Genomic DNA, 19110 nt, shown 5'->3' on the forward strand with positions numbered 1-19110 from the left:
ACCATGTCTAACGAAACCATCGTCGCCCAGGCCACCGCCCCCGGACGCGGCGGCGTAGGAATCATCCGGGTTTCCGGCCCCCGGGCCGAGGCCGTGGCCCAGGCCGTGCTCGGCAAGGTGCCCAAAGTGCGCCATGCCGACTACCTGCCGTTCCAGGACGAGCAGGGCCGGGTGCTGGACCAGGGCATCGCCCTGCTGTTCAAGGGCCCCCACAGCTTCACCGGCGAAGACGTGCTCGAGCTGCAGGGCCACGGCGGCCCCGTGGTGCTGGACATGCTGGTGCGCCGCATCCTGGCCCTGCCCGGCCTGCGCCCGGCCCGGGCCGGCGAGTTCAGCGAACGCGCCTTCCTCAACGACAAGCTGGACCTGGCCCAGGCCGAGGCCATCGCCGATCTGATCGAAGCCTCCAGCGAGCAGGCCGCCCGCTCGGCGCTGCACTCCCTGCAGGGCGAGTTCTCCGCCCATATCCACGGCCTGGTGGACGCGCTCATCAACCTGCGCATCTACGTGGAGGCGGCCATCGACTTTCCCGACGAGGAGGTGGACTTCCTCTCCGACGGCAAGATCGCCGGCGAGCTGTACGGCATCATGGACCGGCTGGCCGAGGTGCAGCGCCAGGCCCACCAGGGCGCCATCATGCGCGAAGGCATGAAGGTGGTGATCGCCGGCCGGCCCAACGCCGGCAAGTCCAGCCTGCTCAACGCCCTGGCCGGCAAGGAGTCGGCCATCGTCACCGACATCGCCGGCACCACCCGCGACGTGCTGCGGGAATACATCCATATCGACGGCATGCCGCTGCACGTCATCGACACCGCCGGCCTGCGCGAGGCCACCGACGCGGTGGAGCGCATCGGCATCGAACGGGCCTGGAGCGAAATCGAGCAGGCCGACCGCATCCTGTTCATGGTGGACGGCACCACCACCAGCGCCCTGCATCCGCGCGAGATCTGGCCCGACTTCGTCGACCGCCTGCCCGCCCATATCGGGCTGACGGTGGTGCGCAACAAGGCGGATCTGAGCGGCGAGGCGCTTACCGTGGTGAGCGACGGCGAACACCCGGTCTACCCCATTTCCGCCAAGACCGGCCTCGGCATCGACGCCCTCAAGGAGCACCTCAAGGCCTGCATGGGCTACCAGAGCGGCACCGAAGGCGGCTTCAGCGCCCGCCGCCGCCATCTGGACGCCCTGCACCACGCCGACCAGCACCTGATCATGGCCAAGGAGCAGCTCGAGGTGTACATGGCCGGCGAACTGGTGGCGGAAGAACTGCGCCTGGCCCAGGAGCAGCTCAGCCAGATCACCGGCGAATTCAGCTCCGACGACCTGCTGGGACGGATTTTCTCGAGCTTTTGTATCGGGAAGTGAAGAGGATGCCGGGAAGGTGACACGGCATTCCCGGGTTGGCCGAGCCGCACGCCGGACACACTGGCCGCGACCCGTCAACGAAGCGGTGTACCGAACTCGTCTTTCCGGTGGCCTTGTTCATCTTAGTTTGTAAAACTATAATTTCATAAAATCCTGTTTTATGAATCTGTAGTGTTATGCAGACCAAACAAAAACGACAGGCCGTCGTCTTCCCCAAAGAGCAGAAAATCCTGCAACAGCTCGGGGAGAATATCCGTCTGGCGATGAAACGCCGAAAAATCACCCAGACGATGATTGCAGAGCGCACAGGCTTGTCCAAGCCAACGTTGCGCAATATCGAGCGTGGCGAGTCCACCGTATCTATCGGGCACTATCTGCGTGTGCTGGCGGTCCTGGGACTGGCGGAGGATCTGGCCAAGGTGGCGCTGGATGATGCCCTGGGGCGCAAGCTGCAGGACATTGAACTGCTGAAAACCACTCAGCCGGGAACCAGGCCCGCATCGGGCCGGCCCTCTTCCACCTCGGGTGGTATGCCACACCGTCCCACGCCAAAAGCATCGGCACCGGCGTCGCAACCAGCCAGCTCCCAGCGTATACAATCGCTGCTGGAGTTGGCCAGGTCTCGGGCAAACCAGGATGACGGGCAAGGGCAGAACGCGCACGACGGTCAGCCTGATACCTCCTCAAGCGGAGAGGACGCATGAGCCGTGATATCCATGTCTTTGCCGACTGGATCGAAGACGAACCTGCCCTGATCGGCACCCTGACGGCGGATCAGGTACGCGGCAAAGAGCACTTCAGCTTCGCCTATGCGCTCGACTGGCTTCGGCGGGGCGATGCCCCCTATTTGAAGATCGATCCTGATCTTCACCTGTTTGAAGGCAACCAGCACAAGGGGGATGATCGCAACTTCAGGACCTTTCTGGACTCCTGTCCTGATCGTTGGGGCCGTTTGCTGATGCAGCGACGCGAAGCAGCACTGGCTCGCCGGGAGGGCCGGCGAGTGAACCCCCTGCAAGAGAGCGATTACCTTCTGGGTGTGTATGATGAATACCGTATGGGCGCCCTGCGCTTCAAGACAGATCTGAAGGGCCCCTTTCTCGACGATGACAAGCGCCTCTCGGCGCCCCCGATGACATCGCTGCGAGAACTCGAACATGCCGCCCGAAAGGTCGAGCAGAACCTGGACCATGATGATCCCGACTACATGAAGTGGCTGTCCATGCTGATCTCGCCAGGCTCTTCCCTGGGCGGCGCCCGCCCGAAAGCCTCGGTAGCGGATGAACAGGGCCATCTCTGGATCGCCAAGTTTCCCAGCCAGCATGACGACCATGATATCGGCGCCTGGGAATACCTGACCTACCTCCTAGCACAGGCCGCCGGCATTGAGATGGCCGAATGCCGCATCGCGCGCTACAACTCAAGTCATCACACCTTTCTGACCAAACGCTTTGATCGCGATGGCGACCAACGCCTTCATTTTTCGTCGGCCATGACTCAGCTCGAATACTACGACGGCGAGGACGGCGCCAGCTATCTGGAGCTCGCCGAGTTTCTGACCAACCACGGCAGCCACACCCAGGACGACCTGGCCCAACTGTGGCGTCGTATCGTCTTTAACATTGCGGTTTCCAATGTCGATGACCACCTGCGCAACCATGGCTTTCTGTTTGACGGTGAAGGCTGGCGCCTGTCCCCCGCGTACGACATCAACCCGACGGCGATGGCCAATGGCCTGCACCTCAACATCGATGAAAAGGACAACAGTTTGAGCTATGAGCTGGCCTTCGAGGTCATCGAGTTCTTCCAGCTCACCCAGGAGAAGGCCGAGGATATCTTCGTTAACGTCCTGGCATCGGTAGGCCAATGGCGTGAACTTGCCAACCGGCTCGGCATTTCGCGCGCCGAGCAAGAAGCCATGAAGCCGGCGTTCAATATCGATTAACAGTGAATCTATAACTTTATTTTTCACACAAAAATGAAACTATAGTTTCATTTTTATTGCTCACTCATGGCTCATCCACCATTATGGCGCGTCCTGCCATAACGGACAGTCCAACAACCGATATGGGTGATGAGGCAAAAATCATGGTCATGTCCCTCCGCGTACCCTGGTGTCAAGCGCATGGTCTCACACGGGGCGCTGTGGCAAGATAAAGTCTTGTTTCTCCCATGCTCGTCTTGCCATGAACCTGCCCAGCTATGAAGCCCTGATGCCCGCCGTGCTGCAAACCCTTGTCGACGGCAGAGAGCGTCCCCTGCGCGAAGTGTTTGAACTCGTCTGCCAGCGCTACGCCTTTACCCCTGAGCAGTTGGCTCACACCCTGCCAAGCGGCCGTCAGACGACGGTGCGCTCCCGGGTTGGCTGGGCCAAGACCTATCTGGTCAAGGCGGGGTTAATAGCACAGCCCAGGCGGGGTGTCTGTCTGATCACCGAACGGGGCCGAGCGGCCCTGGCCTCGGGCCAGACCATCGACAACCGCTACCTGGCCCAATTTGGCGAATTCGTGGCCTTTACCCTGGCATCCGGCGAAAATAGCGAAGCCATCACACCAGCCCCCATCACCGCCGAAACCGGCCCGATACATACTCCCCAGGAGCAGATCGAGCAGGCAATGACGACGCTCAACGCCTCACTCGCCGACGAGCTCTTGTCCGAAATCCTGGCCATGTCGCCCCGCTTCTTCGAACGTCTGGTGGTCGATCTGATGGTAGCCATGGGCTATGGAGGCAGCCAACATGATGCCGCCCAGACCACCCGCTACAGCAGCGATGGAGGCATAGACGGTATCCTCAAGGAAGACCGGCTGGGGCTCGACTCCATCTATCTGCAGGCCAAGCGCTACACCGACAAGACCGTCGGCCGCCCCGAGATCCAGGCTTTTGCCGGTGCCCTGGATCTGCACCGGGCCCGCAAGGGGGTTTTTATCACCACATCGGGCTTCAGCCGTGACGCTCAGGAGTATGTGGGGCGGATTGAAAAACGCATAGTGCTGATCGACGGTGCCCACCTCGCCGCCCTAATGATCGAGCACGGTGTCGGGGTCGCCACCCGCCAAACCCTTGCCATCAAGGCGCTGGACTCGGATTACTTTGCGGAAGAGTAACTATGGAAGAACAAAGACCGCCTCTTTCAACGGCCCCCGCTCGCTCCCGCCCACCACCGGGCCTGGGCCGATCAGGCTCCCCCGAAGACAGTTGCGCTTTGTCTTCCCGGGGTTATAGTTGGCGCCCAGCATTGCCTGGCCGCCATAGGCCGCCATCCGATACACCCGAGCCCGGGCCGATGTGTTCTGTCACACCAGGCGCCCGCTCAAACACCAGTTAACCGGGAAATTTCATGCCACTGACCCTGTCACAACTTGAACGCCATCTGTTCAGCGCCGCCGATATCCTGCGCGGCAAGATGGACGCCTCCGAATTCAAGGAGTACATCTTCGGAATGCTGTTTCTCAAGCGTTGCTCCGATGTGTTCGAGGAACGACGCGAACAGGTGATCGCCGAGCAAAAGGCCAAAGGCAAGTCCGACAAAGAAGCAGAAGATATCGCCGAAACCCGCCTCTGGTACAAAACCAGCTTCTATGTGCCCAAATTTTCCCGCTGGGACTATCTGGTCAAGAATGCCCATAAAAACGTGGGGAACTACCTCAACGAGGCCCTGGGCGGTCTGGAACAGGGCAACACCAGCCTGCAGGACGTGCTGGAGCATATCGACTTCAACCGCAAGCTGGGCCAGAGCGTGCTGCCGGACATCAAACTGCGGGCGCTGATCAGCCACTTCAACAAGTACCGGCTGCGCGACAAGGACTTCGAGTTTCCCGATCTGCTGGGAGCGGCCTATGAATACCTGATCGGCGACTTCGCCGATTCCGCGGGCAAGAAAGGCGGTGAATTCTACACCCCCCGCTCAGTGGTGCGGATGATGGTGCGGCTGCTCAAGCCCGAGCAACACCACAAGGTGTACGATCCCTGCTGCGGCTCCGGCGGCATGCTGATCGCCGCCAAGGAGTGGATCGACGAGCACGGCGGCGAGGGCTACCGCCTCGACTGCTACGGCCAGGAGGCGGCCGGCACCGTCTGGTCCATTGCCAAGATGAACATGCTGTTGCACGGCATTACCACCGCCAACCTGCAAAACGACGACACCCTGGAAAGGCCCCGCCATGTGCAGGATGGCAAGCTGATCCACTTCGACCGCATCCTGACCAACCCGCCTTTCTCCATCAATTTCGGCAGCAAGGACAAGGACGAAACCGGCGAACCCGTCTATCGGCCCCTGTTTCGCGATCGGTTTAAATACGGAGAGGTGCCGCTGGGTGCCAAGAAGGCGGACCTGATGTTTCTGCAACATATGATTTCGGTCTGTGCGCCGGGCGGCATGATCGCCACCGTGCTCCCCCACGGGGTGCTGTTCCGGGGGGGCGACGAGCAGAAAATACGCAAGGGCATTATCGAGGATGACCTGCTGGAGGCGGTGATCGGCCTGCCGCAGAACCTCTTCTACGGCACCGGCATCCCCGCCTGCATCCTGGTGCTGCGCCAACGGGTCAGCGAAGGCGCCCATGCCGTGAGCGGCAAGCTGCCACAGAACCGCGGCAAGGTGCTCTTTATCAACGCCGACCGGGAATACTTCGAGGGGCGGGCGCAAAACTACCTGATGCCCGAGCATATCGAGAAGATTGCCGCCATCTACGAAGCCTTTGCCCGGGGCGCGGGGCGCGATATTCCGGGGTTTGCCCGCATCGTCGGCATCGAGACCCTGCGCGACAACGGCTACAACCTCAATATTCGCCGCTATGCCGACAACGCGCCACCGCCCGAGCCCCACGATGTGCGCGCCCACCTGCTGGGGGGCATCCCCCAGGCGGAGATCGACGCCAAGGCGCCGCTCTTTCGTGCCCAGGGACTCAACCCGGCGGAGCTCTTGGTGCCCAAGCCGGATGATGCCGGCTACCGGCTCTTTGCCGAAACCATCGCCGGCAAGGCCGCCATCCAGCCCGCCATCGAGCACAATGCCGGGGTGCAGGCCAAGGAGCAGGCCCTGCGCGACGCCTTCGAGCGCTGGTGGCAAGCCCACGGCCAGCGCATTATCGCACTGGCCGAACACCGGGAATACGCGGCCCTACGCAAGGAGCTGCTGAACAGCTTTGGCGAAACCCTGGGCCCCGTCGGCATGCTGGATGATTTTCAAATCAGCGGCATGATCGCCGGCTTCTGGTTCCAGCAGAAATACGACTTCCTCACCCTGATGGCCCGCGATGCCCGGGGCGTGGTGGACGCCTGGCGCACCAGCATCATCACCGCCATGGAGGACACCAACAGCAAGGAGGATCCGCTCGAGCACAAGCTGGTGAGGTTCCTGCTGGGCGGCTTTCTGGAGCAGATGCAGTCCCTGGAGAGCACCAAGGCCGAGCTGGAAAGTCAGATCAAGGCGACCGAGGAGCTGTTGCCCAAAGCAGAGGACGAAGAGGAAGAGAGCGACGATGAACCGCTCAGCGAGGCCGAGCTGGCCAAGCTGGAAAGAGAACTCAAAAGCCTCAAGGCCAAACGCAGCGCCACCGCCAAACAGCTCAAGGCCAAGCTGGCTCAGCTGCCGGACGAGCTCAATGCCGGGGTCGATGCGCTCAGCAATAACCAGGCCGCCGAGCTGTTGCTCGCCATACTGCATCACGAGATGCGGGCCATAGTGGAGCGCTATATCGCCGCCCAGCGCCAGCAGCTGATCGCCACCATGGAAAACTGGTGGGATAAATATCGGGTAACGCTCACCCAAATCGAGCAGGCAAGGGATAAGGCAGCCCGAGATCTGGCTGGTTATCTGAAGGGGTTGGGATATGTCTGAAATATCTGTTGCTATTCCCAATTACGCAAATTGGCCCCTGGTTCCATTGAGTAAAATATGCTCAATCATCAGCCGAGGAACGGCCCCTGTCTACGTTGAGTCGAGTGATATAAAGGCGATTGGACAACGGTGTATCACACACGCTGACTTTGATGCCAGTGTAGCTAGGCCTCACTCTGAAAATGCTATGAGTGGGAATGGAGTACTACGAGCTAAAAAAGGAGATGTACTTCTAAACTCCACCGGAACCGGGACAATTGGAAGGTCCTGTATTTTTGACGAAGAGGGTGAGTTTATTGTCGATGGGCACGTAACACTGTTACGTCCACTTAACCATTTGATTGACAGCCGTTGGCTAAACATTCTAATTCGCTCCTCGTGGTTCCAAACTCATATGGAACGATATTGCTACACAGGCTCAACAAACCAGCTTGAGCTGAGTCGTAGTCAACTGTCGCTCTCCGCCGTCGCGATACCTCCATTTCCTGAACAAAACAAAATAGGCGATATTCTCGACACCCTCGATGACAAAATACGCCAGACCGAGGCCATTATCGCCAAGCTGCAGCAGGTCAAGCAGGGGCTGCTGCACGATCTGCTGACCCGGGGTATTGGTGCCGATGGCCAACTGCGCCCAGCCTTCGAACAAGCACCGGAGTTATATAAGGCATCACCGCTAGGCTGGATTCCGAAGGAGTGGGAAGTAAGCGCTTTATCCGATATAGCCACCATTCGGAGTGGTGCTACACCATTGAGAACACGATTTAATCGATATTTCGACAATGGCAGACACCTGTGGGTCAAAACCCTGGATCTAAATGAAGATATATTAGTGACTACTGACGAAAAAATTACAGATTTAGCTCTATCTGAAACATCTTGCTTTTTACTCTCGCCGAACACCATATTGGTCGCCATGTATGGAGGATGGGAGCAAATAGGAAGAACAGCAATACTTGGCGCTACAGCAGCCACAAATCAGGCAATTAGTGCACTATCTCTGTCAGATTCCATTTATCCTGAGTATGCCCTTCGGGCCATCCAACATGGCCGCCACCGTTGGAAAAAAATTGCAGCAAGCACTCGCAAGGACCCTAATATCACAAAAAGCGACATTGAGCAGTTTATTATTTCGCTACCTCAGTGTTGTGACGAACAACGGTATATATGTGAAAGATATACTTCGATGATAACTCGAATTCACGAAGAGTCATCAATATTGATGAAGTTAAAGAACCAAAAATCCGGATTAATGGACGATCTGCTTACCGGCCGGGTACGGGTAACCGCACTGCTTGCCCCTCAACCACCAGCTCAATAACAAGAGAAAAAGGGACTGTTCGAGCGCAGTCCATTTAAAAATCACGAGCACAACAACAAGGAAGGTGGGATCTTATGTCCTTTTTGCACAAGATTACCGGCTATTTTCGCCAGTCACTGATCGATGCCGAACGGCTCAGCCCGGATGATCGCAATCTGCTGCCCGCCCTGGGCATCGAAAAGGTCGAAGATCCCTCCTCCGACTACCTGGCGCTCGACCACCAGGTATGGCTGACCGGGCGCATCTCCCCCGCGCTGGCGCGGCAGATCCTCGATGCCAAGCAGCCTGCCGGCCAGCCCCCGCTGGAGGCGGCCGAAGTGGTGCTGTTTCCCCGGGTCGATCTGCAGTCATCTCGGTATGGGGAGATCAACAACCTGAAGCGGCGGGTGCTGCTGCCGGTCGGGGTCTTTGTCAGGGTATTGGCCGACGGAACCTTGTTTCCTTCCAACAAACGCCCCTGGATTCCGCGGGAGTGGCTGGCCCCGAACCAGAGTGCAACCGACCCCATCGGGGATTATGTCAATCTGGACACCTTTCTGACCCGGAATCCCTATGAGGGCATAGTGGAGTGGGGACAACTGGTGGCTTACTGCTGCCATATGCTCGCCACCGTGGTGGGCCATCCGCTCTCGTCAAACGATGGGGGCGGCGCACCCGGGGTCCTTCCCTTGCATGCCCTGCCCATTCACCCCGACTTTGAGATAAGCGGACAAAGCCTGCTGCAGCTGGAGCCCAACGTGGTGGGGGCAAAGGCAAACATATTGAAGGTGCTCAACAACCTGCGCGATAGTGGCCAGTATCCCCCGCTTTATCAGCGGTTCTGCGCCGAGCAATCGCCCGAGCTCTCTCCCCATCAGGATCTGCAGCATCAACCCATTGGAGCCAAGGGACACCTTGGGCAGATGACCGGGGAGTTCCCCTTATCCCCCAAGCAGCGCAATGCCCTGCACCATTTCCTGGCGCAGAGATACGGGGAAATCCTGGCCGTCAACGGCCCTCCCGGAACCGGCAAGACCACGCTACTGCGCTCCGTGGTGGCCAACCTGTGGAGTGAGGCGGCGCTGGCCCAGGGAGAGCCTCCGCTGATTGTGGCGGCATCGAACAACAACCAGGCGGTCACCAATATTCTGGAGAGCTTTGCCAAGATCGACGAAGAGGGGCTGGAAGAGCCCCTGAAGGGCCGCTGGCTGCCCGAGGTCGACAGCTATGGTCTCTACTGCTGCTCCAGCGCCAAGGTGAATGTCCATAACCCCTATATGTACCTAGGGCCAAAGGGCGAGGGGTGCATGGAAAGCTGGCATACCCGGGAATATCTGGATCGGGCCAAGGTGCATTTTCTAATATGCGCCAGCCAGTGGCTCAATGATCAGGCGGTCGCGGTCAGCAAGGTGCAGGAGCAGTTGCACCGGGCACTCCAGCAGACCAAGCAGGCGATTGAACACGGCGTCACCCTGCTGGGACACTTTCAGGAGAAAGAGCGCGAGCTAAACAACCGCTACGGCGGCATCGCCTCCCTGCATGAACAGCTAGCGGAAGCCATCCGTTTGCATGAGCACGCCGGCACGGACTATCGCCGGGCCAAGGCTCAGTTGGATGAGATGTATGGCCTGTGGGAGCAACGCTCGGTGTGGGCACGCTGGCTGATGTGGCTATCTCCGGTGAAACAGCATGAACAGCGCAAGACCGCAAGATTGCTCAACAGCTGGGAGCTGTTTCTCGACGATCATTCTGACAACACCGTCGAACGGGCCCTGAACCAACGGATACAGCAGGCCCACAGAGCACGCCAGCACAGCGAAGGCCGGCTCAGCGAGCTGCAGCAGGTGGTGGCGCTCTACCAGCAGGCAGAGCAGGAGCTGAAGAACTGGATCGCGGCCTATCAACCTACCCGGTTGTTCTCGCATTCACCGGAAGATCAGGTGCATGAGGTCAACGACCGCTCGCTGCGTTTCACGCTGTTCAAGCTGGCCACCCACTACTGGGAAGCCCGCTGGCTGCAGGAGTACGAAGGCTTCCTCAGCAGAGGGGAAGAGGATAAAAAGTCCCCCCGGAAGCTGCGGCGCAAGCTGCGCCGCCTGGCCAAGCTGACCCCCTGCTTTGTCTCGACCTTCTACATGATACCTTCCACCTTTATGGCCTATGAGATGCGCGATAACTGTTGGCGAGATATTCCGCTGTTCGACGAGATCGATCTGCTGATCGTCGATGAAGCGGGTCAGGCCGTCCCCGATGTTGCCGCCGCCAGTTTTGCCCTGGCCAAGCGGGCGCTGATAGTGGGAGACACGGACCAGATCGAACCGGTATGGAGCATTCCCGCCTATGTGGATCGCGCCAACCTGGAGCTCTACGGATTACTCAACGAACAGTACGACTACGATGATTTCTGGCAGCAAAGCGGTCTGCTGGCCAGCGGTGGTTCGGTCATGGGGGTGGCGCAGCGACAGTGCCTTTATCACCAGTTTGCTCCCCTGCAGCGGGGTCTCTATCTCACCGAGCACAGACGCTGCTACGACCAGATTGTGGATTACTGCAACACCATGGTCTATGAAGGTATTCTCGAGCCGTTGCGCGGCTCGCCCAGGCAACCCGTCCCTTGGGGCACCTTCGCCATGGTGGCCACTGCATCGCCGTCACGCTCTTACGGCGGCAGCAGGGGCAACCCCGGAGAGGCAGAGCATATTGCAAAGTGGCTCCAGGCAGAGCGGGACCAGATCCTCGCCTACGCGCGGCAACACAATCCCAAGTGGGCCGAAAAAGATGATCAGGAAGTGCTGAAGCTGGCGGTCGGCATCATTACCCCCTTTAGCAAACAAGCCCGCCTTATCCGGCAAGCCCTCGATCAAGTGGGCGTCCACGGGCTGACTGTCGGTACGGTGCACAGTTTACAGGGGGATGAGCGAACCCTGGTGCTGTTTTCCAGCGTATATGGGGAAAACGACATCAGTGCCGGCAAGTTTTACGACATGAACCACAACATGCTGAACGTTGCCGTCTCCCGCGCCAAGGACAGTTTCATCGTCTTTGGCCATCCGCATGTGTTTGGAGCAACGGCCCCCGGCTCTCCCTCCGGTCTGCTCAGAAAGCAAATCGACGCACTCCATCGCCAGGATGACCTGGCCATCAGCGCAGCAGAAGAGGTGTACTAATGGGTCCTGAATACGCCTTAAGCGAAAAACCGTTGATCGACCAGCTGCTGGCCATGGGCTGGGACTATCTGGCGGGCGACCTGGATAATCCCGCCGCCACCGGCCGCCGCAGCTTTGCCGAGGTGTTGCAAACCGGCGTGCTGCGCGCGCAGCTAAGGCGTATCAATACCCGTCCGCTGGCCGATGGCAATGCCGTGGAATGGCTGGATGAGGCGCGCATCGACGGTGCGGTATCGGCCCTGACGCGGCTCGGGACGCCACGCCCGATGGAAGCCAACCAGGCCGCCACCGCCCTGCTGACCGACGGGGTGGTGGTGGAGGGAATGCCGGACTGGGACGGCGGGCGATCACGCACCATCCGCTATATCGACTGGGATCATCCGGCCAACAACCGCTTTACCGTGATCAACCAGTTCAAGGTGCAGTGTCCGCCGGGGCACGACAGCGCCAAGAAGCACATCATTCCCGATCTGGTGCTGCTGGTGAACGGCATCCCGCTGGTGGTGATCGAGTGCAAGAGCCCCGATGCCGCCACGCCCATGGCCGAGGCCATCGACCAGCTGCGTCGCTATTCCAACCAGCGCTTTGCCGCCGGCGAGGTGGGGGACAACGAAGGGGCCCCGCCGCTCTTTCACACCAACCAGTTCCTGCTGGCCACCAGCTTTGATGAATGCCTGGTCGGCACCCTGGGGGCCGGCTCCAGCCATTATCTGCCCTGGAAGACGGTCGCCGGTTGCTCGGCGCCGGGGAACACCGAGCAGCAGGTGGCCAAACGGCTTGGGGTGACCACCCTCTCGCCCCAGCAGCGCACCGTGGCCGGCATGCTGGACAAGGCCAACCTGCTCGATATCGTGCGCCACTTCACCCTGTTTATGAACACGGGGGGCCAGACCATCAAGCTGGTGTGCCGCTATCAGCAGTATCGCGGGGTGGTGAAGGCGCTGGAGCGCTTGCGCCGTGGCAAGACCCGCTGTGAAGATGGCGAATACGATCGCCGGGGCGGCATCGTCTGGCATACCCAGGGCTCGGGCAAATCCCTGACCATGGTGTTTATGCTGCGCTGCCTGCGCTCCGACCCGAGGCTGCGCCGCTTCAAGGTGGTGGTGGTGACCGATCGTACCGATCTGCAGAGCCAGCTGTCCGGCACCGCCACCCTGTCGGGCGAGATGGTGCAGGTGGCCACCAGCGGCAAGGCACTGAAAGCCGTACTGCGCCAGGACGGGCCCGGACTGGTGTTTGCCATGATCCAGAAATACCGCGACACCTCCGCCCCGGGACAGGTCAGCAAGCTGGACTATGAGCTGCTCAACCCCAGCGAGGACATTCTGGTGATGGTGGACGAGGCCCACCGTACCCAGGCGGGCGATCTGCACGCCAACCTGCTCGCCGGTTTGCCCAACTGCGTCCGCATCGGCTTTACCGGCACCCCCATCATCATGGGCGAGAAGAAGCGTACCCACGAAATTTTCGGCGATTTTATCGACAAATACACCATCCGCGAGGCCGAAGCCGACGGCGCCACCGTGCCCGTGCTCTATGAAGGGCGTACCGCCAAGGGAGCGGTGAAGGACGGCAGCAGCCTCGACGAGCTGTTTGAAGACTTCTTTGCCGACAAGAGCGAAGAAGAGCTGGAAGCGATCAAGAAAAAATACGCCACCAAGGGCAATGTGCTGGAAGCACCACTGCTGATCGAAGAAAAGGCGCGCGACATGCTGCGCCACTATGTCACCCATATCCTGCCCAACGGCTTCAAGGCCCAGGTGGTGGCCTACAGCCGCCTCGCCGCCGTGCGCTACCAGGGGGCCTTCGTCAAGGCCCGTGATACGCTGCTGGATGAGGCAAACCAGCTTAGTCCCGAGTTGAAGGGGCTGGATAACGAGCAATTGTGCCGCCGTTCGCCCAAGGTACAGGCGCTGGTGCAGGCGTGGCGCCACCGCGAGCTGCTGGCCCGGCTGGAATTTGCCGCCGTGATCTCCGGCAACAACAACGACGGGGCCGAGTGGCTGCAGCATACCGACCGGGCCAAGCAGGACCTGGCCATCGCCCGCTTTAAGCGGCCCCTGCTGGGCGAGGCCACAAGAACCGATCCGCTGGCGTTCTTGATCGTCAAATCCATGCTGCTGACCGGCTTCGATGCCCCCATCGAAGGAGTAATGTACCTCGACCGTTCCATCCGCGAGGCGGAGCTGCTGCAGACCATCGCCCGGGTCAACCGCACCGGCTTTGGCAAACAGGCGGGCATAGTGGTGGATTACTTCGGGGTCGCCAACCATCTCAAGGCGGCGCTGGCCGCCTACAGCGACGAAGATGTGGATGGCGCCCTGCGCAGCCTCAAGGATGAAATCCCGGCCCTGAAAGATCGCCACCTGCGGGCGGTGGATGTGCTTCGCTCCCGGGGCATAGAGGAGCTTGCCGACCTGGAAGCCTGCGTACAGGCACTGGACAGCGAGCGTATCCGCCAGGAGTTCGGGGTTAAGCTCAAGGCTTTTATGCAAAGCCTGGATCTGGTGTTGCCCCGCCCCGAAGCCCTGCCCTTTACCCAGGATGCCAAACAGCTGGCGCTGATCTACGCCGTGGCCCGCCGCCGCTATCGCGATGGCACCGTGCTGGGCAAGGATATCGGCGCCAAGGTGCGCAAGCTCATCGACGACCATGTGATTTCGCTCGGGATAGATCCCAAAATCGCCCCCATCAACCTGACCGATGCCGCTTTTTCCGGGCAACTGAGCCAGGTGCGGGAGCAGGCCGCCCGCTATGGTGTTGACCCGGACAAGGCCAAAAAGGCGGTGGCCTCCGAGATGGAGCACGCTATCCGTAGCCATGTGAAGCAGAAGCTGGATGAAGACCCGATTTACTACGGCAAGCTGAGCGAGCGGCTCAAGGCCATCCTGGATGGTCTGGTGGGGCAGTGGGACGCCCTGATAGCCGCGTTGCAGTCGATCATCGACGAGGTCAACAGCGGCAGCACCAGCCACGAGGAAGGTCTGCCGGACGTGCCGGATCACTACCTGCCCTTCTACCGCATGCTGCGCGCCGCCAGGTGCGGAGAAGAAAAGCCCGACCTTGCCCTGGAAGCCGACTTGATCCGGCTGACCGAGCATCTGGTGGAGCACATCAGCCGTGAAGTCAAAACCCAGAGTTTCTGGGAGCCGCACCGCCGACCAATGCAGGGAGCGCTGGAGCAGGAGCTGTTCGAGCGCATTTATGAGAGCGAGCTGCTGGATTTCTCCCAAATTGAGCCTCTGGTCGACAAGTTGCGGGAGCTGGCCAAGGCCAACAGCTACAAGCTGGAGCAGACATGATACTGAGGGTTGATGACCTGGTGATCCCGGTACGCGAGAGCGGCCGGCGCAAGACCCTGGAGCTGACCGTAGAGCGGGACGGCTCGCTGCTGATCGCCACCCCACCCGGCGTCATGGTCGAGGTGCTTGAAGCCTTCGTTCGCAGCAAACAACCCTGGATCTACAAGAAACTCGCCGAAAAGGTGCTGATGACCAAGCAGGTGCGCCACAAGACCTTCGTGCAGGGTGAAGGGCACCTGTATCTGGGTCGCCATCACCGGCTTAATCTGGTCAACGAGCAGGAAGCTCCGCTGAAATGGGTCAACGGCCGCTTTCATTTGCACCAGGATGCACGGCCCGATGCACGCAGGCATTTTATTCGCTGGTACAGCGAGCGCGGCAAGAGCTGGCTCTGGCAACGCGTTCTGGATTTTGCCCCACGCATCGATGTGCAGCCGGCGGGGCTCAAGGTGCAGGATCTCGGTTTTCGCTGGGGCTCTTGCGGCAAGGGCAACATGCTCTATTTCCATTGGAAAACCATCATGCTCCCGGCCCGCATCGCCGAGTATGTGGTCGCCCATGAGCTGGTCCATCTTCACGAGCCAAACCACTCCACCGAGTTTTGGTTGCGGCTGGAACGCGCCATGCCCGACTACGAAGAACGCAAACAGTGGCTGGCGGAGCATGGCATGGATGTGGAGGGGCTCTGAGTACCTAGCAGCACGCGGTGCTCTCTCAAAGGTGCGTATTCGATATAAATAACTGATCCTAATAGTGCTACATCGACCGGGCCCCGCACGCAGACACGCAGTGAACCCGTCCCTGGGGGCTCAGCCGCGCCATCCCTGGCGCGGAGGGTCTGCTTAGCGAAACCCAGTCGCTGCCGATAGTGATCTACCATTCGGAACAGTTATTTATTGCCCATAGCAATGAGATTACCTGCTATAGCAGGTAGCCCCAAAATACACGCTGTAGCGTGTAAATTGAAAGGGCGGGTTTGCAGAAAGTCACAGCATGAAAATCACCAGCGCCAAGCAGCTCGGCACCCACCTAAGGGATGCCAGGCTCTCGGAAAACCTTTCTCAAGGGAAGGTGGCCGGTAAGGTGGGGATCCGGCAGGATACGGTATCCAACTTCGAACTCAACACCACTAAGCTGGATACCTTTTTCAAGATCCTGTCGGCACTGAACCTGGAGCTGGAAGTAAAACCAAGAGGCGCCAAAAACGTCGACCTTGACAGTTCCCAAGACTGGAAGGAAGAGTGGTGATGTGATGGCGGCTCTTTGTTCTCGTGCTGCCGCGCGGGCGTCTTGCTCTCTGCAACAACCCGCCACCGCGCCCTCACTCCTGGCTAGATCACAACTTTCGGCAGTTTTTTGTTCAGTGCTCGAATAATGTCATCTTGCTGCGTTACAGTCGTGCTCCCAGCCACTCAATTTCAGACCCCAGAGAATTTCTCCGCCGTGAGCACACACAACCATTTCCGCCTGCTGGAGCAGTACCAGCAATACGAGTCCGTTATTCACAGCCTGATGGAGTCGATCATGACCAGCCTGAACGGGCTGGAGCTGCTGCAGAGCGAACAGGCCCAGCAGCAGACCATCAACTACCTCAGCCGTTCCTACCCCTTCGTCGAGCTGCTCTACAGCCTGGACAGCAACGGCATCCAACTGACGGACTCCGCCTACAGCCCCACCATGAGCGAGCGCAAGCGACGCTCGCTGGGCAAGGGCAGCGACCGCAGCCAGCGGCCCTATGTCCAGGCCGCCAGGCAGAGCAGCAACGCCGTGGTGGTCACCAGCCCCTATCTGTCCAACGCCACCCACCAGCTGGCGATTTCGGTGGTGCAGCACCTGGTGGACGAGCAGGGCCGGGATCGCGGCTACCTGGTGATCAACTTCAACCTGCGCCGGCTGATCTCCTACCTCAACGGCGACGAGATGCGCTTTCGCTGCCACCACTACTTCCAGTGGATCTACGGCCTGATCGGCGGCCTGCTGATCGTGGTGGCGGCCCTGTTGCTGTATTCGGCGCTGGAATCCCTGTTCTCGCTGTTCGACGAAGACAACCATGTGGCCACCGGGGCCTTCGGCATCGTCATCCTGATCACCCTGGGCATGTCGATTTTCGATCTGGGCAAGACCATCCTCGAGGAGGAGGTGCTGGTGAACAAGGACATCCACCACCACGACTCGACCCGGCGCACCATCTCCCGCTTTATGGCGGCCATCATTATCGCGGTATCCATCGAAGCCTTGCTGCTGATGTTCAAGTCGCTGCTCGACGGCGGCGACGTCGGCAACCAGCTGATCAACGCGGTCTGGATGCTGATGGCGGCGGTGGCCATGCTGGCCGGCCTGGGCGTCTACCTCAAGCTGAGCCGGGACAGCCAGACCGCGGACTAGCGCAGTTCCACAGCCCGCCTGTCCCGGCGGGCTAGCCGTTTTCCTGCCGCTCCCGGCTCACCAGGCCGCTGGCGCCGATCACCCCCAGGGTCACCAGCCCCAGGCCCAGGCCGGTGAGCGGCGTTATCTGCTCGCCCAGCCAGCACCAGGCCAGCAGGGTGGCGCACACCGGGGTCAGGGAGCCGATGGCGGCGCTGATCTCGGCGCCCAGCCGGCCGATGGCATAGCCGAACAGAAAACCCGCGCCCAGGCCCACCACCAGCCCCTGCACCAGCAGCTGGGCCAGCCATTCCTGCACCGGCACCAGCTCCAGGCTGAGCGGGGCCGCGCCGAGCAGCAGCCAGGCCACCACCAGGGCGCCGTTGGGTACCGTCACCACCGCCGCCACCTCCAGCGGCCTGAGCCCGCTCTGGCGCACGCAAATGGTGAACAGGGCCCACAGCAGGCTGCACAGCAAAAACAGCCCCTGCCCCAGGCCCAGCGCGGCGCCCTCGCCCAGCCCCTGCCACAGCAGGCAGAGCACCCCCGCCAGCACCGTGGCCAGGCCGAGCCGGCGCCAGGGCGGCACCCGCTGGCCGAACACCCAGGCCGCCAGCAGGGACACGAACAGGGGCGCGGTGCCGGGGATCAGGGTGCTGCCCTGCACCACCGGCGCCAGCCCCATGCCGAGCACGCTGAGCAGGAAAAACGGCAGTCCGGCGCCCAGCACCATGCCCAGCAGCCACAGCGGGTTCACCGCCCGGATCCGCGCCCGCCGGGCCAGCAGCAGCGGCAGCAGAACCAGCCCGGGCACGGCGTAGCGGAACAGGGTGATGTCCAGCGGCCCCAGGGGCGACAGGGCCCCCAGCCGCAGCGACAGAAAATAGACCGACCAGATCAGCACGGTGCCGGCGGCGGCCAGATAACCGAGCCCGCGCTGGGCGGCATTGGCGTGCAGGGGAATCACTTGGGTCAGGGTGGCGTGGGACATGGCACAGACTCCGCTGGATAAGAGCCTAGATTGTGCGCCGGTCGGCCTGGCTGATGTTGGCAAAGTGGAGCACAATAACCACAGTTATTGGCTCGCTGAGCCAATAAATCCCATACAAAAAGCAAAAAGAGCCAAGATATGACCGCCGCCAAACTGGACCGCATCGATCGCCTGCTGCTGGATGCCCTGCAGCAGGACGCCCGCCTCACCACCGCCGAGCTGTCGGAGCGGGTCAGCCTGTCGCCCTCCCCCTGCGCCCGGCGGGTGCGCCGCTTCGAGCAGGAAGGGCTGATCGAGGGCTACCGGGCCTGCCTGCACAAGGGCAAGCTGGGCCTGGGGATCACCATCTTCGTGCAGGTCAGGCTCAGCCAGCACCGGGATGCCCTGGTGGATCAGTTCGAGCAGGCGGTGCGGGACATGCCCGAGGTGATCAACTGCCACACCGTGTCCGGCGCCTTCGACTACCTGCTGCAGGTGGTCAGCGCCGATCTCCAGGGCTTCGAGCAATGGGTGCGCCGGCTGCAGAAGCTGCCGATGATCCAAACCGTGGACAGCAGCTTCGCCATCCGCACCGTCAAGGAGAACGGCCCCCTGCCGCTGTAGCCGACCCTGAACCACCCTGAACAAGGCAACCGGCGGGAGAGACCCCATGTGGCTTATCGATCACCTGGCCGAGCAGGTCAGCAACCGGGCGCAACGCGAGGGCCGGTTCGACCAGTTGCCCGGCTGACTCGCTTGCTCCGGAGACAATGAAAAAGGCCGGTTGGCATTCGCCAACC

The 19110-nt window shown here is 60.8% G+C and carries 13 protein-coding genes; 12 read left to right on the plus strand and 1 reads right to left on the minus strand.

Going from position 1 to position 19110, the window contains the following annotated elements; genetic code table 11:
* Positions 1-3: 3 nt before the first annotated feature.
* From mnmE to ACT7DK_RS19815, 11 genes are all read left to right on the plus strand, one after another.
* A complete protein-coding gene (mnmE, locus tag ACT7DK_RS19765; RefSeq protein ID WP_445402185.1) occupies positions 4-1365 on the plus strand; it encodes a tRNA uridine-5-carboxymethylaminomethyl(34) synthesis GTPase MnmE in 1362 nt (453 codons plus the stop codon).
* 176 nt (positions 1366-1541) lie between these two features.
* Positions 1542-2069 (plus strand): helix-turn-helix domain-containing protein, encoded by a 528-nt coding sequence (locus ACT7DK_RS19770; protein ID WP_445402187.1) that lies wholly within the window; start codon positions 1542-1544, stop codon positions 2067-2069.
* The gene (locus ACT7DK_RS19775) at positions 2066-3310 is read left to right on the plus strand and encodes a type II toxin-antitoxin system HipA family toxin (RefSeq protein ID WP_445402189.1); all 1245 of its coding nucleotides are present in this window, start codon (positions 2066-2068) and stop codon (positions 3308-3310) included. Before ACT7DK_RS19770 ends, ACT7DK_RS19775 begins: the two co-directional genes overlap by 4 nt.
* A 241-nt stretch (positions 3311-3551) precedes the next feature.
* Positions 3552-4472, plus strand: a complete 921-nt coding sequence (locus ACT7DK_RS19780) for a restriction endonuclease (RefSeq protein ID WP_445402191.1) — start codon at positions 3552-3554, stop codon at positions 4470-4472.
* Positions 4473-4705: 233 nt separating this feature from the next.
* Positions 4706-7207, plus strand: coding sequence for an N-6 DNA methylase (locus tag ACT7DK_RS19785; protein ID WP_445402193.1), 2502 nt, complete (start codon positions 4706-4708; stop codon positions 7205-7207).
* Positions 7200-8528: a restriction endonuclease subunit S gene (locus ACT7DK_RS19790; RefSeq protein ID WP_445402195.1), complete on the plus strand. Its 1329-nt coding sequence runs from the start codon at positions 7200-7202 to the stop codon at positions 8526-8528. Before ACT7DK_RS19785 ends, ACT7DK_RS19790 begins: the two co-directional genes overlap by 8 nt.
* Positions 8529-8602: 74 nt before the next feature.
* Positions 8603-11674, plus strand: a complete 3072-nt coding sequence (locus ACT7DK_RS19795) for an AAA domain-containing protein (RefSeq protein WP_445402197.1) — start codon at positions 8603-8605, stop codon at positions 11672-11674.
* Positions 11674-14976: a type I restriction endonuclease subunit R gene (locus ACT7DK_RS19800; RefSeq protein WP_445402199.1), complete on the plus strand. Its 3303-nt coding sequence runs from the start codon at positions 11674-11676 to the stop codon at positions 14974-14976. The genes ACT7DK_RS19795 and ACT7DK_RS19800 overlap by 1 nt, the downstream gene beginning before the upstream one ends.
* Entirely contained in the window at positions 14973-15665 is a 693-nt protein-coding gene (locus ACT7DK_RS19805) for a M48 family metallopeptidase (RefSeq protein WP_445402201.1), read from the plus strand. Before ACT7DK_RS19800 ends, ACT7DK_RS19805 begins: the two co-directional genes overlap by 4 nt.
* Before the next feature lie 304 nt (positions 15666-15969).
* A complete protein-coding gene (locus ACT7DK_RS19810) occupies positions 15970-16224 on the plus strand; it encodes a helix-turn-helix domain-containing protein (RefSeq protein WP_445402203.1) in 255 nt (84 codons plus the stop codon).
* 195 nt (positions 16225-16419) lie between these two features.
* A complete protein-coding gene (locus ACT7DK_RS19815; protein ID WP_445402205.1) occupies positions 16420-17361 on the plus strand; it encodes a PDC sensor domain-containing protein in 942 nt (313 codons plus the stop codon).
* A 31-nt stretch (positions 17362-17392) separates the two neighbouring features.
* On the opposite strand, the gene ACT7DK_RS19820 is transcribed toward ACT7DK_RS19815, so the two are convergent.
* A complete protein-coding gene (locus ACT7DK_RS19820; protein WP_445402207.1) occupies positions 17393-18331 on the minus strand; it encodes a DMT family transporter in 939 nt (312 codons plus the stop codon).
* Between the two features lie 138 nt (positions 18332-18469).
* Here ACT7DK_RS19820 and ACT7DK_RS19825 point away from each other — a divergent pair, with 138 nt between their 5' ends.
* Entirely contained in the window at positions 18470-18934 is a 465-nt protein-coding gene (locus tag ACT7DK_RS19825) for an Lrp/AsnC family transcriptional regulator (RefSeq protein ID WP_445402209.1), read from the plus strand.
* Positions 18935-19110: the final 176 nt, after the last annotated feature.

It is taken from the genome of Zobellella sp. An-6 (assembly GCF_052487945.1).

Coding starts and splice junctions, on each gene's coding strand:
- ACT7DK_RS19805 (WP_445402201.1), top strand. CDS start 14,973: ATGATACTGAGGGTTGATGACCTGGTGATCCCGGTACGCGAGAGCGGC.
- ACT7DK_RS19790 (WP_445402195.1), top strand. CDS start 7,200: ATGTCTGAAATATCTGTTGCTATTCCCAATTACGCAAATTGGCCCCTG.
- ACT7DK_RS19770 (WP_445402187.1), top strand. CDS start 1,542: ATGCAGACCAAACAAAAACGACAGGCCGTCGTCTTCCCCAAAGAGCAG.
- ACT7DK_RS19775 (WP_445402189.1), top strand. CDS start 2,066: ATGAGCCGTGATATCCATGTCTTTGCCGACTGGATCGAAGACGAACCT.
- ACT7DK_RS19825 (WP_445402209.1), top strand. CDS start 18,470: ATGACCGCCGCCAAACTGGACCGCATCGATCGCCTGCTGCTGGATGCC.
- ACT7DK_RS19780 (WP_445402191.1), top strand. CDS start 3,552: ATGAACCTGCCCAGCTATGAAGCCCTGATGCCCGCCGTGCTGCAAACC.
- ACT7DK_RS19820 (WP_445402207.1), bottom strand. CDS start 18,331: ATGTCCCACGCCACCCTGACCCAAGTGATTCCCCTGCACGCCAATGCC.
- ACT7DK_RS19810 (WP_445402203.1), top strand. CDS start 15,970: ATGAAAATCACCAGCGCCAAGCAGCTCGGCACCCACCTAAGGGATGCC.
- mnmE (WP_445402185.1), top strand. CDS start 4: ATGTCTAACGAAACCATCGTCGCCCAGGCCACCGCCCCCGGACGCGGC.
- ACT7DK_RS19795 (WP_445402197.1), top strand. CDS start 8,603: ATGTCCTTTTTGCACAAGATTACCGGCTATTTTCGCCAGTCACTGATC.
- ACT7DK_RS19800 (WP_445402199.1), top strand. CDS start 11,674: ATGGGTCCTGAATACGCCTTAAGCGAAAAACCGTTGATCGACCAGCTG.
- ACT7DK_RS19785 (WP_445402193.1), top strand. CDS start 4,706: ATGCCACTGACCCTGTCACAACTTGAACGCCATCTGTTCAGCGCCGCC.